The sequence below is a fragment of the Thalassospira sp. GB04J01 genome (assembly GCF_000751115.1).
GTDB lineage: Bacteria > Pseudomonadota > Alphaproteobacteria > Rhodospirillales > Thalassospiraceae > Thalassospira > Thalassospira lucentensis.
The window spans coordinates 112,662-128,113 of record NZ_CCDX020000004.1; the positions used below are offsets into that span (position 1 = coordinate 112,662).

Annotated in this window: 10 protein-coding genes; 6 read left to right on the forward strand and 4 right to left on the reverse strand. The window is 53.4% G+C overall.

Annotated elements, in window-relative coordinates; all coding sequences use genetic code 11:
* Positions 1-3 precede the first annotated feature (3 nt).
* Positions 4-825, forward strand: coding sequence for a hypothetical protein (locus AMM48_RS00865; protein WP_102782551.1), 822 nt, complete (start codon positions 4-6; stop codon positions 823-825).
* 14 nt (positions 826-839) lie between these two features.
* Positions 840-1,838, forward strand: a complete 999-nt coding sequence (gene thiS / locus AMM48_RS00870; RefSeq protein WP_102782552.1) for a sulfur carrier protein ThiS — start codon at positions 840-842, stop codon at positions 1,836-1,838.
* Between the two features lie 127 nt (positions 1,839-1,965).
* Here the strand turns inward: thiS and AMM48_RS00875 are convergent, their stop codons facing one another.
* The 3 genes from AMM48_RS00875 to AMM48_RS00885 all read right to left on the reverse strand — a co-directional run bounded on the left by AMM48_RS00875 (position 1,966) and on the right by AMM48_RS00885 (position 4,881).
* Complete coding sequence (locus AMM48_RS00875; protein ID WP_102782553.1) at positions 1,966-2,727, reverse strand: DsbA family protein; 762 nt, start codon at positions 2,725-2,727, stop codon at positions 1,966-1,968.
* Positions 2,728-2,803: 76 nt separating this feature from the next.
* The gene (locus tag AMM48_RS00880; protein WP_244271069.1) at positions 2,804-3,517 is read right to left on the reverse strand and encodes a hypothetical protein; all 714 of its coding nucleotides are present in this window, start codon (positions 3,515-3,517) and stop codon (positions 2,804-2,806) included.
* Complete coding sequence (locus AMM48_RS00885; RefSeq protein ID WP_022733484.1) at positions 3,514-4,881, reverse strand: M48 family metalloprotease; 1,368 nt, start codon at positions 4,879-4,881, stop codon at positions 3,514-3,516. The genes AMM48_RS00880 and AMM48_RS00885 overlap by 4 nt, the downstream gene beginning before the upstream one ends.
* On the opposite strand from AMM48_RS00885, the gene AMM48_RS00890 reads away from it, so the two are divergent.
* Both AMM48_RS00890 and AMM48_RS00895 read left to right on the forward strand, forming a co-directional pair.
* Entirely contained in the window at positions 4,868-6,256 is a 1,389-nt protein-coding gene (locus AMM48_RS00890) for a gamma-glutamyltransferase (RefSeq protein ID WP_102782554.1), read from the forward strand. The genes AMM48_RS00885 and AMM48_RS00890 overlap by 14 nt on opposite strands.
* 82 nt (positions 6,257-6,338) lie before the next feature.
* Positions 6,339-7,490: an aminotransferase class I/II-fold pyridoxal phosphate-dependent enzyme gene (locus AMM48_RS00895; RefSeq protein WP_102782555.1), complete on the forward strand. Its 1,152-nt coding sequence runs from the start codon at positions 6,339-6,341 to the stop codon at positions 7,488-7,490.
* A 79-nt stretch (positions 7,491-7,569) separates the two neighbouring features.
* Here AMM48_RS00895 and AMM48_RS00900 read toward each other — a convergent pair whose 3' ends face one another.
* Positions 7,570-10,647, reverse strand: a complete 3,078-nt coding sequence (locus AMM48_RS00900) for an Rne/Rng family ribonuclease (RefSeq protein WP_102782556.1) — start codon at positions 10,645-10,647, stop codon at positions 7,570-7,572.
* A 691-nt stretch (positions 10,648-11,338) separates the two neighbouring features.
* Between AMM48_RS00900 and AMM48_RS00905 the strand changes: the two genes are divergently transcribed.
* Both AMM48_RS00905 and AMM48_RS00910 read left to right on the forward strand, forming a co-directional pair.
* Complete coding sequence (locus tag AMM48_RS00905) at positions 11,339-12,634, forward strand: N-acetylmuramoyl-L-alanine amidase (RefSeq protein ID WP_102782557.1); 1,296 nt, start codon at positions 11,339-11,341, stop codon at positions 12,632-12,634.
* A gap of 319 nt (positions 12,635-12,953) precedes the next feature.
* On the forward strand, positions 12,954-15,365 hold the full coding sequence (locus AMM48_RS00910; protein WP_244271070.1) for a penicillin-binding protein 1A: 2,412 nt from the start codon (positions 12,954-12,956) through the stop codon (positions 15,363-15,365).
* Positions 15,366-15,452 lie beyond the last annotated feature (87 nt).

A 15,452-nucleotide genomic window follows, 5' to 3' on the forward strand; every position in this document is an offset into this window, starting at 1 on the left:
GTTATGAGGCGTTTATTACCATCAAAGCGAAAAATCACGTTGGCAGCATGCACGTTTGTGGCAATTGGGTTTGTTACCTATGGAGCTTTGACCGTAAAGGATTGGTACGATGCGGATGAGGCGGAAAAGTTTGCAGAGCTCTCACGTCCACTGGTGCAGGCGTTAGCCAAAGAGCTGGATGTTCCTTATGTAGATGCAGCACGTGTCTTTGTTTTCCGCAATACCGATCACGACATGGAAAGTGACTGGTACAAAGCCCACGCGGAAGATCTGCCGTATGTATTGGAACATCTTTATAAGACGGCCATATCTGCATCAGATGCTGAACGACCTGATCTTGCGTGTGGATGGCGTGTAAAGGCAATGAAAAGTCTTCTCGCCGCTGACGGTATTTCGGCAGACACCGTTTATCTTTATAATGATACAGGAGCGGATCCCAATCAAAATAGTCATGTTGTGATTGAAGCATCCAACCCAGAGACGGGACGCCTTGAGGTTCATGATGTAGACTTCAATGTGAAATATCTACGATCAGACGGTGCGACGGCGTCTCTTAGTGATCTGATGAAGTCGACGGTTCCCAGCGATTTTAGAACTTGTGACGAAAGTGGATGCCTGACAGATCGCGTGCTCAAGACGACTGTAGGGAAAAACGATTTTTACAAAGGTGTATATTACCGAGACCGTGACGTTTTCCTTTTGAGTCGAAGCAAATTCGATATTGAGAAGACCTTCACAATTCATCGTATTAGGGGGGATGAGGTCATGGACGTCTATGACTATTTCAACTACATATACCCGAATGCACCAATCGTAGAATTTTAAAGCGTTGGACAAGAATGAATATCGAATTAAACGGTGAGACTTTCGTCCCGGAAGCCAATGTTTCCAATGTCTTGACCTTACTTGAATCGTTAGGGATCCCCTCGACCAAGGTTGCTGTCGAACGCAATCTGGAAATCGTACCAAAGACAGCTTATGGCGAGACCCCGCTGATTGATGGCGATAAATTCGAAATCGTTCATTTCATTGGCGGCGGCTCGCAGGAAGCTGATTTGGCAGCAGCCGATGACGCCGGGTTTGTTGTCGCGGGTAAAAAATTCTCGTCGCGTTTGTTGGTTGGCACCGGGAAATACAAGGATTTCGATGAAACCCGTGTCGCGATTGAGCAATCGGGTGCTGAAATTGTCACGGTTGCCGTGCGTCGCGTCAATCTGACCGACCCGAACCAGCCGATGCTGGTCGACTACGTTGATCCCAAGAAATACACCTACCTGCCCAATACTGCAGGCTGCTTTACCGCCGATGACGCCGTGCGGACCTTGCGTCTCGCGCGCGAAGCAGGCGGGTGGAATCTGGTGAAGCTTGAGGTTTTGGGCGATCAGGCAACGCTTTATCCGAACATGCCCGAAACACTCAAGGCGGCCGAAGCGCTGGTCAAGGATGGCTTCGATGTCATGGTATATTGCAGCGACGATCCTATTCAGGCCAAGATGCTCGAAGACATGGGATGCTGTGCGATTATGCCGCTTGGCTCTTTGATCGGGTCGGGTATGGGCATTCTTAATCCGGTGAACATCGCCCTGATCAAGCAAAACGCCAGTGTTCCGGTTTTGGTTGATGCCGGGGTCGGGACGGCGTCGGATGCGGCCTTTGCGATGGAGCTTGGCTGTGACGGGGTTTTGATGAATACCGCCATTGCCGGTGCCAAGGACCCAATTCGTATGGCGCGTGCGATGAAGCATGCGATCATTGCCGGACGTGAATCGTTCCTGGCTGGACGGATGCCAAAGAAACAATATGCCGATCCGTCATCGCCATTGGCCGGGATCATCTGATTACGCTTGCTCAACGGTAATCCGTGCAAACAAAAGGCCGTTTCATGAACGAAACGGCCTTTTGTTGTTTATTGGGTATACGAAACGGCTTGACTGCAAATGTAGTCAGTCAGCGTCTGATCCGCGATCAAGATGCCTTTTCAAGACCCGCCTGTACCAGCGCGTCGACCCGTTCCATATCCGCACCCGAGACCATGGTGCCATTGATGATAAAGGCCGGGGTGCCACTGATCCCGACAGTCTGTGCCATGGCGGAATATTGCGCCAGCATGCCATTGATTTCCGGCGATTGCATATCTGCGCGCATCTGATCAACATCAACACCGGCAGCAGCCGCCAGATCATTGATGCGGTCTTCGTCAAGCAAACCGCGATTTGTCATGAAGGCCTGATGGACTTCAATGTATTTGCCTTGCTTGGCCGCAGCCAAGGCGGCACGTGCTGCCGTTGCACTTTCTTCGCGCAGGATGGGAAGTTCGACGAAAATGGTCCGGACCTTGCCATCAGAATTTTCGACAATCTCCATCACGCCATCAAGCGCACGTTTGCAATAGCCGCAATGGTAATCAAAAAACTCAATCACGGTGACGGGCGCATCGGCGGGGCCAATGGATGGAACCGAGGCATCCGCGACCAGTGCATCCCAGACCGGGATGATGGCTTCGGATTGCTGACGGGACTGTTCAGCAGCCTGCCAGCTCTGAACATTCTGGATCGCACGCAAAAGAACATCCGGATTCTTAATCAGATATTCCTCGATCATCGCGTCGATTTCGGTTTTCTGCGCCGGGCTGAATTGGTCATCTGCCTGTGCAGCCGGAACAGCAAACAGCATGACTGCGGCAATACTAGCACCACCAAGAAGGCGTTTAACGATCTGAGAATTCATAGGACGTCCTTATTGTCATTGGGCAGTATTTTACCCGACGGAAAATATCATTGCTCTGTGATACGGGATCGAGTGGCTAACGGGAAAGTAAAATCTGCGTTAGGTATGTTACGCTGGTCACAGCAGCATACTTATCCTTGCCTGACGCGATACCGATCCAGACCAACCGAACCTCCTCACCCGGTGCATCTGGCCAATACCGGCGATAGACGCCCGCAAGGTCGAAATATTCGCGTTGCCATTGGCCATAGGTCACCTGACTGTTCCCAACCGGGATGCGGACGGTGTGATCGGTTGGTGGTTTGCCCGTGCCAAGGTCATTCTCGGCCCAGTCGCCTTGATCTTGCAGGCGAAATCCCAGAACAAGCTCAACGTCACCGACCTGTGCGGTGCTGTTTTGTTGCCAGTCAAACGACAAATAAGGGGATGCGAGCACAAGAATGTTGGTGCGACGCCCCAACTCAAACGGGCCTGCCGCCGGGCGTGCAGCCAGTGCAATTTTGCCGTCCTTGTCCTGCCATTCAAGGGCCACCGAGGATGGCGCACCTGTCGTAGAAGCATTGGTCTGATGATTGTATTGCCAGTATTTTGGCGGGTTCGAGAGCGAAAAAGGCGCATAAAGCAATTTTAAATCGCCGCCGACATCGACCCCGGACCCGGGCAATGTGCACGCAGATAAATGCAAACCCGCTGCCACAAGAAGGCCAAACAGGCAAAAACGACGGTGACCTGTAATCAGTGCTGACGTCCATGCATCAAATTGTGGGTGGTTGCCAAGGCAACCGGTCACTTCGGTGCGTCTTTCTCTGCGTTCTTTTTGTCTTGCCCGTCTGGATCGGTGGCCTGAAGAATATCCTGCGACCGCAACCAAGTAGCAGTCCCTTTTTCCAATTTCCGTTCTGCCTGAACCGCGTGATAGCTCGCGGCCTGCCGGTCGCCGGAAAGAAGGCTGTATTCAGCCTGTGAAAGCGATGCTTCGCCTTCATTGCCAAGGCGGCTTTCGACGATGGCACGGAAACGCCACGCAGATGAATTGCCACGTTCACGTGACAGAACCCCGATCAGATTGGCTTTTGCCGGTTCGAGCATTGCCGGGTCGCCGGTTTCAATCATCGCATGGGCCAAAAGCAAACGAATAAGCGGCGCGCCACCAGAAAGATCTACTGATTTTTGCAAGGGCGGCACGGCATCTGCAGCGCGTCCGAATTCAAGCAGAACCTGACCTTCAAGTTCTTCGAAGTAGGGGTTTTCAGGTTCATCAGCGATCAGACCTTTGATGATTTCAAGGGCGGGATCAAGCTGCGAATCGCGATAATAGGCAATGGCGCGCGCATAGCGTGCTGCGATGCTGGTATCGGTTTCGGGATAGGTACGTAACGTATTCTGGATGTGATTGGTAAAGGCATAAAGTTTGGCGCGCATGCGGGCATGGCGTTCATACAGCTCCGGGCTGACTTTTTTGTCCTTAAGGTCGGAGTTGGCCACAAAGTTTGCCAAAAAATCAACACGTTCTGTGGTCAAAGGGTGACTGCGCAGATACGGGTCCTGACTGGCGGTGCTGAGAAGTTCCTGACCTTCAAGCTTTTTCATGAAGTCCAGCATTCCGCGCGATGAAATGCCAACATCTGTCAGGAATTTAACCCCCGCCTGATCTGCGCTGCTTTCCTGTGTCCGCGAATAGGCCAGAAAGTTACGTTGAGCAACATTTTGACCGCCCAGAATTGCCGCGGTACCAACATCGGAACGCCCGGCTGCAACACCGGCTGCGACACCAGCCAAGGTCGAAAGAATGGAGATTGCAGACGCATTACGCAGCTGATCATGAATGCGCGAAAGGTGCCCACCGGCAATGTGCCCAGTTTCGTGGGCCATGACGCCCATAACCTGTTCTGGAGTATCTGCTTTTAACAACAGCCCAGTATTGATAAAAAGCTTTTGGCCGCCTGCAACAAATGCGTTCAGGCTGTTGTCGGAAACGATGTAAACAGACACACCATTCGCATCGAGCCCCGCCGCCTGAAAAATCGGCGTGGCATACATACGTAAGGTTTCCTCGATCTCGGTATCGCGGATAAAAGAACGACCCTGTGCGAAAACCATGCTAGGCAGGGCAACAAGGAAAATGGCAGTGAGAGTTACAATGCGTCTGAGCAAAATGTGCGTTCCATATTTTCGTTCATCTGATGTCGGGTCGCGTCCGACGCGCAAGCCATCATGGCGGATCGCGGTCGCAATCGCAATGACTGCTGGTATGGCGGCTTGCAGTTCTAATGAACCTGAAAATATTGGTCAAATAGGGGCAGTAAGCGGTTATCTCGGGGGCGTGGTTGCTGATGAACCGCGCGCTGTACGCAATGCACGCGATGTTCTTTCTGCCGGCGGAACGGCTGCGGATGCTGCTGTCGCTCTTTATGCGACCATGACAGTCACCAAGCCGTCGGTTGCGGGGATCGGTGGTGGCGGTGTGTGTGTTGTCCATGATCGCGTATCGAAAAAAGTCGAAGTTCTTGATTTTTGGCCGCGCCCGGGCACCCGGACGTCATCTGATCAGATTGCAACGACCATTCCAGCTGTGCCGCGCGGGCTTTATGCCCTAAGTGCGCGTTATGGTCGTCTTGAATGGCGCTCGTTGCTTAGTTCTGCGGAACAATATGCCCGTCTTGGCGTGCCGGTGTCGCGTTCGTTGGTTAATGATATTGAAGCCAACCAGGACCAAGTTTACGCAAGCCCGATGCTGCGCAACAGCTTTATGCCCAATGGCAAGGTGGTGCAGGTCGGCGACCGCATTCGGTCGGTTAACCTTGCAGCCCTTCTGACATCCTTGCGGGTTCAGGGGCCGGGCGAGTTTTATAACAGTGCCCTTGGTGCGCGTGTTGCCGATGCTGTTCAGGAAGCCGGTGGGACGCTGACGGCGGATGATCTGCGCAATTACCGCCCGGAATGGAAAACCGCGACCGAGGTCAAGGTTGGCAATGAAACCCTTTATCTTGCCTATCCGCCGCGATCCGATAGTGGTCCGTCGGTGATCAGTCAGGGCGAAGAACTTGGGGACATCTTAAACCGTTACCTTGCCGATATTACCGCAGGTGACAATAGCGCACAGGCCGCGTCAGGGCGCAGTGGCTTTGTTGTTGTGGACCGTGCGGCCAATGCGGTCGCCTGTGTCACCACGATGAACAAACCGTTTGGTGCCGGACTGGGGGCTGAGGCCTTCGGCCTTGGCCTTGCCGCCGGGGATGTTGCCCATGCTGCGACCCCCTTGATCGGGCCAGCTTTGATGGTGAACCCGTATGTTTGGGAATATTACTACGGTATTGCAGGCACCGGCACACCGGCAGGTGCGACCAAACAGATTGCAACCATGGCCGAAGATTTGATTGGTTCAGGGGCTGCGTCAGGGATTGCGATGAGTACAGACGGGAAAGCGTCGGTCAATGTCATTCGCTGCCTTGAAGGAACGCCACCTCATCCGGAAAGTTGCCGCTTCATTGCCGATCCGGCAGGCGGCGGCATGGCCGGAACCCGATAAACCGATACATACAGGTTTGAGATCACAGGGCAGGGCGTCGGTCTTGCCCTGTTGCTTTTCACGATAATGCAGGACCCCACTCATGGCATTGAAACAGTCGCTTCGCGGTGCAATTTCACCCTTTATCGTTATGGACGTGATGCGCGCGGCCAATGCGCGCGAAAATGACGGTAAGGCTGTCTTTCATCTTGAAGTCGGTCAGCCGGGGACGCCTGCACCTCGCAAAGTGCGCGAAGCCGCGGCCAAGGCGCTTGAAGCCGATTTGATTGGCTATACCAATGCCATGGGCATTGATCCCCTACGCGAAGCCATTGCGGGGCATTACAAATCCAAGTTTGATGTATCGGTTGATCCGACACGGGTCTGTGTTGCCAGTGGTTCGTCCTCGATCTTTGTGTTGGCGTTTCTAGCGGCCTTTGATGCGGGTGATCGAGTGGCGATGGCCGCACCGGGGTATCCGGCCTATCACAACATTCTAAGTGCGCTTGGGATTGAGACGGTCAATCTTCCTGCCGGACCAGAAACCCATTATCAGCCGACGGTTTCAATGTTGCGCGACCTTGAGGACCCGATTGACGGTTTGATCGTTGCCAGCCCGTCAAACCCCGCGGGCAGTATGATTGATGTTGAAACATACCGGGAACTGGCAACCTATTGCCGGGAAAATGGCATTCGCCTGATCAGTGACGAGATCTATCAGGGGATTTCCTTTGGTGACGTCAAGGATTGCACTGCACTTGAGTTCGGCGATGATGCGATCATCATCAACAGTTTTTCCAAATATTTCTCGATGACCGGTTGGCGCTTGGGTTGGGCAGTTATCCCGCCTGATTTGATGCGCGCGGTGGAATGCTTGCAGCAGAACCTGTTTATTTCAGCGCCTGCATTGTCGCAGATTGCTGCCGTTGCCGCTTTTGATTGCGAAGACGAACTTCAGGCCAATATCGCGGCCTATGCGCGCAACCGTGAAATCCTGCTTGATGGTCTGCCGAAGGCCGGGTTCACCAAATTCGCCCCGGCGGACGGTGCATTTTATCTCTATGCCGATGTGCGAGAACTGACTAACGACAGCGAAGCATTCTGCAAACGGATGCTTAATGAAACCGGCGTTGCCACCACGCCGGGTACTGATTTTGATCGCATGCGCGGCAAGGGCTATGTGCGGTTTTCCTTCGCGCACAGCGAAGCAACCATGATCGGGGCGGTCAAGGCATTGCAGAGCTGGAAACGTTAAACCGATCTCGATTTACGAACCTGAAACAAAAATGGGCTGCCTGAAGGCAGCCCATTTTTTTATGTTCGGAGCAAAAGTCTTAGCGACCAAGGCTCCACCAACCGCGTTTCTTCGGCTCGGATTTTTTATCTTTTGCCGGTTCAGCAGCCGGAGCTGGTTCTGATGCCGGTGTCGGTTTTTCAGCAGCAACCGGTTCCGGTTTTGCCTCGGCCTTAGGTTCAGGTGCCTTTTCTGCCGGTTTCTCGGCTTTCGGTGCGACCTTTTCTTCTGGCTTTGGTGCCGGTGTGGCTGCCTTAGGTGCAGCTACTTCCGCCGGTGCAGCAGCAGGGGCTGCTGCGGTGGCGTCAGGTTTGCTGTTTGCATCTGCTTCAGGGGCCGGGCCGCTCTGGATCGGGATGTTTTTCACATCACCGCGATCATTGCCGCCGTCGTTGTTGCCGTCTTTGCCACGAGGACGATCATTGCGATCACGGCGGTTACGACGGTTGTCATTGCGATCACGACGCGGGCGCGCAGGGGCCGGTGCAGTTGTACTGCGTGAACGTCCTTCGCGAACACCTTCCTGATCAAAGCTGTCAGCATCCTGACCTTCGCTTTCGGCGTCAATCACGGTGCTTGCTTCGGCACCGTCCGGTGCTTCGTGATCACGGTTACGGCGTGCTGCTGTCAGGGCCGGATCATCATTTGGCGACCGTGTGCTTTTGGCTTCAAAGTCCTGACGACGCGAACGGCGACGACCACCACGTTTGCCGCGACGGCGACGTTTGCGCTGGCTTTCTTCGTCGTCGTCATCTTCGTTGTCGCTGTTCTGATCGGCATTGTCATCATTGCCTGCTTCGGCGTCTGACGCTTCCTGCTGCTGATCATTGCGATCATCACGGTCATCGTTGCGACCACGACGGCGACGACGGCGACGGCGACGTTTTCCGCCCTGTTCTTCGTCATCCTGCGCGGTGTTTTTGGCCGACGGAGCTTCTTCTTCTTCCTCGTCGTCATCGTCAGTATCGACCGGGTTTTCAATCGCGGTGAGTGAAACACTGTCGGTATTGAGGACGGCAGGAACGTCTTCGAGCTCATCGCCTTTTTTCGCGCGCGAACGTTCGATCCGGTGATCCGGAGAAATCAGGCTGTCATCGCCAAAGATCATCACCGTGAAACCGTAACGCTGTTCGATCTCGGCGAGCGTTTCGCGTTTGCGGTTAAGGATATAAAGGGCGACTTCACTTGCAACATGAACGGTCAGGGAGCCGGACCGGCGACGCATGCCTTCTTCTTCGAGCACGCGCAGCAAATGAAGGGCCGCACTTTCGATTGAACGGACAAGGCCGACACCACGGCAATGGGTGCAAACTTCAAATGCACTTTCAACCAGCGAAGGACGCAGACGCTGACGCGACATTTCAAGCAGACCAAACGGGCTGATACGACCGATCTGAAGACGTGCACGGTCATTGCGCATGGCTTCTTTGATCTTGCGTTCAACCGCACCCTGATTGCGGTGATCTTCCATGTCGATGAAATCGACAACGATCAAACCGGCCAGATCGCGCAGACGCAGCTGGCGTGCCAGTTCTTCTGCAGCTTCAAGGTTGGTCTTGTAAGCAGTTTCTTCAATGTTGCGTTCACGGGTCGAGCGGCCGGAGTTAACGTCAATCGCGACCAAGGCCTCGGTCGGGTTGATAACGATATAACCACCCGATTTAAGCTGAACGACCGGGTTTAGCATCGCATCAAGCTGGCTTTCTACCTGGAAACGGTGGAACAGCGGAACGCCCTGATCTTTATAAGGCTGCACACGCTTGGCATGTGACGGCATCAACATTTTCATGAAGTCTTTAGCGATCCGGTAACCTTCGTCACCTTCAACCAGAACTTCATCAACATCACGTGCATAAAGGTCACGGATGGAGCGTTTGATCAGATCGGCTTCTTCGTAAATTAGGCAAGGTGCCTGACTTTGAAGGGTGGTTTCGCGGATACGATCCCACAGACGCATCAGATAATCAAAATCGCGTTTGATCTCGGCTTTGGTCCGTTCCGCACCCGCGGTACGAACGATTACAGCCATGCCGTCCGGAATTTCCAGCTCGGCAAGAATGGATTTCAGACGCTTGCGATCTTGCGCATTGGTGATCTTGCGTGAAATGCCACCACCACGCGGGGTGTTGGGCATAAGAACGCAATAGCGACCTGCAAGCGACAGGAAGGTCGAAAGTGCAGCACCCTTGTTGCCGCGTTCTTCCTTAACAACCTGTACCAGAAGGATCTGGCGGCGTTTGATAACTTCTTGAATCTTGTAACGTTTCTGAAGCTGACGGCTGTGCGATTCGACAAATTCGTCGGCATCGTCACCGCCAAGGTCTTCGATGTCTTCTTCGTCTGATTTCGCGTTGATTTCAGAAACCGTGTCGCCATCACTGCCATCGGCATCAATGTCGACAGTCAGTTCAGCGACTTCTGCTGACATCGCGGCATTGCCACCTGTCGGAGTGTCATCACCATCAGAACCGGTGTTTGCATCTGACGTGTTATCCTCAGAAGGTGAGGCGTCTTTTGCATCTGCATCGGCCGTTGAAGCATCTACTTCATCGGATTTCTTGCGACGGTTGCGCGTCCGGCGACGACGCGGTTTGGCGTCTTCTTCGTCCGAGCCCGTGGTCGCATCGTTTTTGCTGTCAGGGGATGTTGTTGCGTCCGCAGTTGCGGTTGCTTCGACTGGCGAAGCATCCCCATCTGCGGCTTCAACCGTCTCGTCCTTGTCCTTCGCACGCGGTTTGCGGCGCGAACGCGAACGCGTCGGTTTCTTTTCTTTTTTCGGGCTGTCTTCACCGTCGCTGACATTGTCTTCGACAATTTCAGCATCCTTGACGTTGCGCGTATGGCTTTGCGTCAAGGCTTCGCGGTCAGCAACCGGGATTTGATAATAATCGGAATGGATTTCGCTAAAAGCAAGGAAACCATGGCGGTTTCCGCCATAGTCGACAAATGCCGCCTGCAATGACGGTTCTACTCGCGTCACTTTCGCGAGATAGATGTTTCCCTTGATTTGTTTCTTCGTCGAAGTTTCGACGTCGTATTCTTCTAAGCGATTTCCGTTAATAACAACGACGCGGCTTTCTTCCGCGTGCGTTGCATCGATGAGCATGCGTTTAACCATTCGGAACCTGTTCCTGGAGGCCCCGCCAGTTCAATGCCTAAAGCGTAGTTGTGCTGATATGCAAACAAACCGGCGTGACCGGAGGCGCCGTACATTGAGTCCGCGATATGTCCTGTATGTCTCTGGTTCATCGCGTGTCGGCTGCTCTTCCGGTTTGGACCTGGTCTTGGTGTTGAAAAAAAAACTTGGTTGCGTATTTTCGAGCGCGCCAAGACAGCCTTTTTTAGGAGGGCTCTATCGGGAGCGGGAATTGCCGCGTCACCGAGACACCGACCGTAAGAACTGCTCTAGTCGCGTCCTCAACTTGGTGGATTTTTAGTGTCTTACCACAAAGCATTAGGAATCTCGTTTGCAACATATCTGGTTTATGCGTCTGCGACAAACAGTTTTGTTACATCTTTTGTCGTGTTTTTGGTCTCTTGTTCAAAAATCAGGAAGTTTTCCGCTCTATTTCGCCGCGCACGGCCAATGTCGGGCAAATCTATGAAAACGCAATGTTTTTAACCGGGGCATTAAAATGCCTTTGTTCTCGAAAGGGTGATCATCCTTGTGATTAGGGTCTGAACCCATTTCAAGCATTCAATTGGGTTCAGACCCTAAAGTCAGCCTTTGGTCAATTGCCCGTTAACCAACGCGTTGCTATAAGCGCTTATCAATGGCTCCAATCGTGAAAATGGGCACAGCAGGGTAAATGGCATCACCAGCGGCAAACGTGCATTGCAATGCACAAAATGGAAAATGGTCCGGTCGTGTCGGTAACGCTGCTCGCAAAACCGGGCAGGCGGTTACGTTGCTGTTTTTGTTCCTGTTTTCCCTTAACTTTGCCATGGGAACAGCACTGGCCGACAGTGCCAAAGTCCTTGGTGCGCGCCTTGGCGTGTATCCGGATTACACCCGTTTTGTTATTGATCTGGATCGGAATGTTGATTTCACATATTTCCTTCTGCCCGATCCGTATCGCATCATTATCGATATGCCCGAAATCGACTGGAGCGCGCCTCCGGGTAATGTAACGTCGGGCGGTGGACTGATTTCCGGCTTGCGCTATGGCTTGTTTAAGCCCGGTACGTTCCGGGTTGTTTTGGATGTTGCCGAGCCATCGCTGGTATCAAAGATTTTCTCGCTTCCGGCATCGGCGGATAAACCGAACCGGCTTGTCGTCGATTTAACCCCGGCCAAGCGCGAAGCCTTTATGGAGGCGTCGCGTGAAAGCATGGTCGCCTATTCCGCACGCAGCCGGAATGACACCAGTGCAACCGAACAAAGTGCTGATGTGGCTGTCAAATCGGGACGTCCGGGGGATAATAAGCCGTTGATTGCAATCGATGCCGGTCATGGCGGTGTTGATCCCGGTGCCATCGGGGTTGATGGTGTTTACGAGAAAAACCTGACCCTTGCGGCGGCCCGGCAATTGGCCGATACCCTGACCGCATCGGGCCGGTATCGCGTTCTTTTGACCCGCGATAAGGACGTTTTCCTTAAATTGCGTCAGCGTGTCGAAATTGCGCGTAAAAACGGTGCAGACCTTTTCATCTCGTTGCATGCCGATTCTATCGCCAATCCGAAACACCGCGGCGCGTCTGTTTATACCTTGTCTGAAAACGCGTCGGATAAAGAAGCCGCCGCACTGGCATCCAAGGAAAACAAGGCCGACGTGATTGCCGGTCTTGATTTGTCAGACGAAAATACGTTGGTACAAAGTATCCTGATTGATCTTGCCCAGCGCGAAACCATGAACCTGTCGGCAACCCTTGCGGCCAATATGGTCAGCCAATTGGCGAAAAGCATCGAATTGCAGCGCAGAACGCACCGTTTTGCCGGGTTTGCGGTGCTTAAGGCACCTGATATTCCCTCGGCACTGTTTGAGATGGGGTATCTTTCAAACGCGCAGGATGCCAAGCTTCTGCAAAGTCCCGCCCACCGTAAAAAAGTTGCCGAGGCTGTCATGCGGGCCATCGATATTTATTTCGATACCCACAAATTCTAAGACAGCGGCCTTTCCGGTCCGTGTGAAAATTCGAAATTATGCCTGGACGGGGCTTTTTCACACACGCAAAAGCCCAATATCGTAATGATGGGATCGGGCCGGTTGAAAAAGCAATGTCGATGGAAAAAACAATGACAGTGCGAGCTGTCACAACCTCGTCACTTTTAAACCGCTATAGTCATCTTAAGTGAGGGGGATATGCCTCAACAGCGGCGTGTTCCTTTGGGATGATTGCATTTGGGGGGATTGTGCATGATGATGCGCGATCTTTCCGATCCGGCCAACAAAACGAAAAAGACCTGCATAAATGCGAATATTAATGATTATCTTCGGCTTTCTGTTTTTGATGGCTGTCGCGGGTGGCGCCGGTGTTATGGCGATCTTTTGGCATTTTGGTCAGGATTTGCCTGACTACACACAGCTTGAAGACTATGAGCCCCAGGTCATGACGCGTGTCCATGCGGCAGATGGTGCCTTGATTGCGGAATATGCCCGCGAAAAACGCGTGTTTGTGCCAATCACCGCCATTCCGCACAAAGTCACGGACGCCTTTGTTGCCGCCGAAGATAAGAATTTCTGGTCGCATCCGGGAATTGATTTTGCATCGGTACTGCGCGCTGCTGTGACCAATGTCGTCAACCTTGGCACCGGGCGTCGTCCGGTTGGGGCGTCGACAATCACCCAGCAGGTCGCAAAAAACTTCCTTTTGACCAACGAAGTTTCCTACGAACGGAAAATCAAGGAAGCCATCCTGTCATTCCGTATCGAACGCGCCTTTTCCAAGCAGCATATTCTTGAGCTGTATCTCAACGAGATTTACCTTGGCAGTGGCAGTTACGGCGTTGCCGCAGCGGCCCTTCGCTATTTCGATAAATCGCTTGATGAGGTGAACGTCGAAGAAGCTGCCTATCTGGCGGCACTGCCAAAGGCCCCCTCAAATTATCATCCGGTCCGCAACCACGACGAAGCCAAAGCGCGTCGTAATTGGGTCATTGGCCGGATGCTTGAAGAAAAATACATCACCGAAGCCGAAGCACAGGCTGCATGGGCGGCCCCGCTGATTGGCAAAACACGTGAGTCGGTCGATACCTATCAGGCTGATTTCTTTGCCGAGGAAGTACGCCGCCAACTGGTGGATCGCTACGGTGAGGGGATGCTTTATGACGGCGGACTTTCGGTTCGATCAACCGTTGATCCGCGCATGCAGACGATTGCCGACAAAGCCCTGCTTGAAGGATTGGTGGATTATGACCGCCGCCATGGCTGGCGCGGTCCGATCACGACAATTGAGCTTGCCGATGACTGGCAACAAAAACTGCGTGAAGTTGAAGTCCCTGCCGATATCCCGTGGGACCGGGCTGTTGTCTTGTCGACGGATGCTGATGAGGCAATTCTTGGCCTTATGACCGGTGAGCAGGGCCGTATTCCGAAGCGATTCCTGACATGGGCGCGTCCGTGGCAAAAAGGTCAAACATTGGGACCGGTGGTAAATAAACCGTCCGACGTGATCAATGCTGGCGATGTGATCTATGTGAAGCATTTTGCCGAACTGGATGGCGAACAGCTGCCCCCCAACACGTATGGTCTGCGTCAGATTCCCAATGTGAATGGGGCGCTTGTGGCGATGGATCCGCACACCGGACGTGTCTTGGCAATGTCGGGTGGCTTTTCGCACGACCTGTCAAAATTTAACCGCGCAACACAGGCGCGTCGTCAGCCGGGTTCGGCGTTTAAGCCGTTCGTTTATCTGGCGGCCCTTGATCAGGGCTTTACCCCGTCTACACTGGTTCTTGATGCACCGTTCGTGATTGATCAAGGGCCGGGGCTTGGAAAGTGGAAGCCGGGCAACTACAGCGGCAAGTTCTATGGTCCCTCGACCATGCGCCTTGGGATTGAAAAATCGCGAAACCTGATGACCGTTCGTTTGGCTCAGACCATTGGCATGCCGGTGGTTGCCGATTACGCCGAACGTTTCGGGATTGTCGATAAACTGCCAGAAGTTCTTTCCATGGCGCTTGGTGCGGCGGAAACGACAGTGATGCGTTTGACCGCGGCCTATGCCGAACTGGTCAATGGGGGCAAAAAAATCACCCCGACCCTGATTGATCGTATTCAGGACCGTCGCGGCAGTGTGATTTATCGCCGTGATGAACGTGACTGTGCGCAGTGCCAGGATGTTGCGTTCCGCAATCAAATGCCGCCAGATTTGCCAGATACCCGTGAACAGCTGACCGACCCGGCCAGTGCGTTCCAGATGGTCCACATCATGGAAGGCGTGATTCAAAGCGGTACAGGCCGGACGATTGCTGAACTCGGGTACCCTTTGGCCGGTAAAACCGGAACAACCAATGATTCCCGCGATGCATGGTTTGTCGGTTTTGCGCCTGACCTTGCGGTTGGGGTGTATGTCGGCTTTGACGATAACCGATCCCTTGGTGATCGCGAACAAGGTGCAAGTGCCGCAGCGCCGATCTGGAAAGAGTTCATGCGCGGCGCACTCGAAGGCACCAAAGCCATTCCATTTCGAACACCGCCGGGTATCCGTATGGTCCGGGTGGATTCCCGTACCGGGCTTCCTGCCGGTCCGGGGGCCCAGGATGTGATCTGGGAAGCCTTCAAGCCCGGCACCATTCCGGCCTCAAATGATAATGTCATTGATGGCGGTTATGACGGAAACAGCGGATCAGACGGCGGCAGTGGTGCCGTTTCGGGACCAGGCGGAATTTACTGATCACGCAGAAATGCGATAATCGTAAATTTGATGTTTATGACACTCAATATATGAACAAAGCCGGATGTGAGCAGCATCCGGCTTTTT

Coding starts and splice junctions, on each gene's coding strand:
- AMM48_RS00865 (WP_102782551.1), top strand. CDS start 4: ATGAGGCGTTTATTACCATCAAAGCGAAAAATCACGTTGGCAGCATGC.
- thiS (WP_102782552.1), top strand. CDS start 840: ATGAATATCGAATTAAACGGTGAGACTTTCGTCCCGGAAGCCAATGTT.
- AMM48_RS00875 (WP_102782553.1), bottom strand. CDS start 2,727: ATGAATTCTCAGATCGTTAAACGCCTTCTTGGTGGTGCTAGTATTGCC.
- AMM48_RS00890 (WP_102782554.1), top strand. CDS start 4,868: ATGCGTCTGAGCAAAATGTGCGTTCCATATTTTCGTTCATCTGATGTC.
- AMM48_RS00895 (WP_102782555.1), top strand. CDS start 6,339: ATGGCATTGAAACAGTCGCTTCGCGGTGCAATTTCACCCTTTATCGTT.
- AMM48_RS00900 (WP_102782556.1), bottom strand. CDS start 10,647: ATGGTTAAACGCATGCTCATCGATGCAACGCACGCGGAAGAAAGCCGC.
- AMM48_RS00905 (WP_102782557.1), top strand. CDS start 11,339: ATGGCATCACCAGCGGCAAACGTGCATTGCAATGCACAAAATGGAAAA.
- AMM48_RS00910 (WP_244271070.1), top strand. CDS start 12,954: ATGATTATCTTCGGCTTTCTGTTTTTGATGGCTGTCGCGGGTGGCGCC.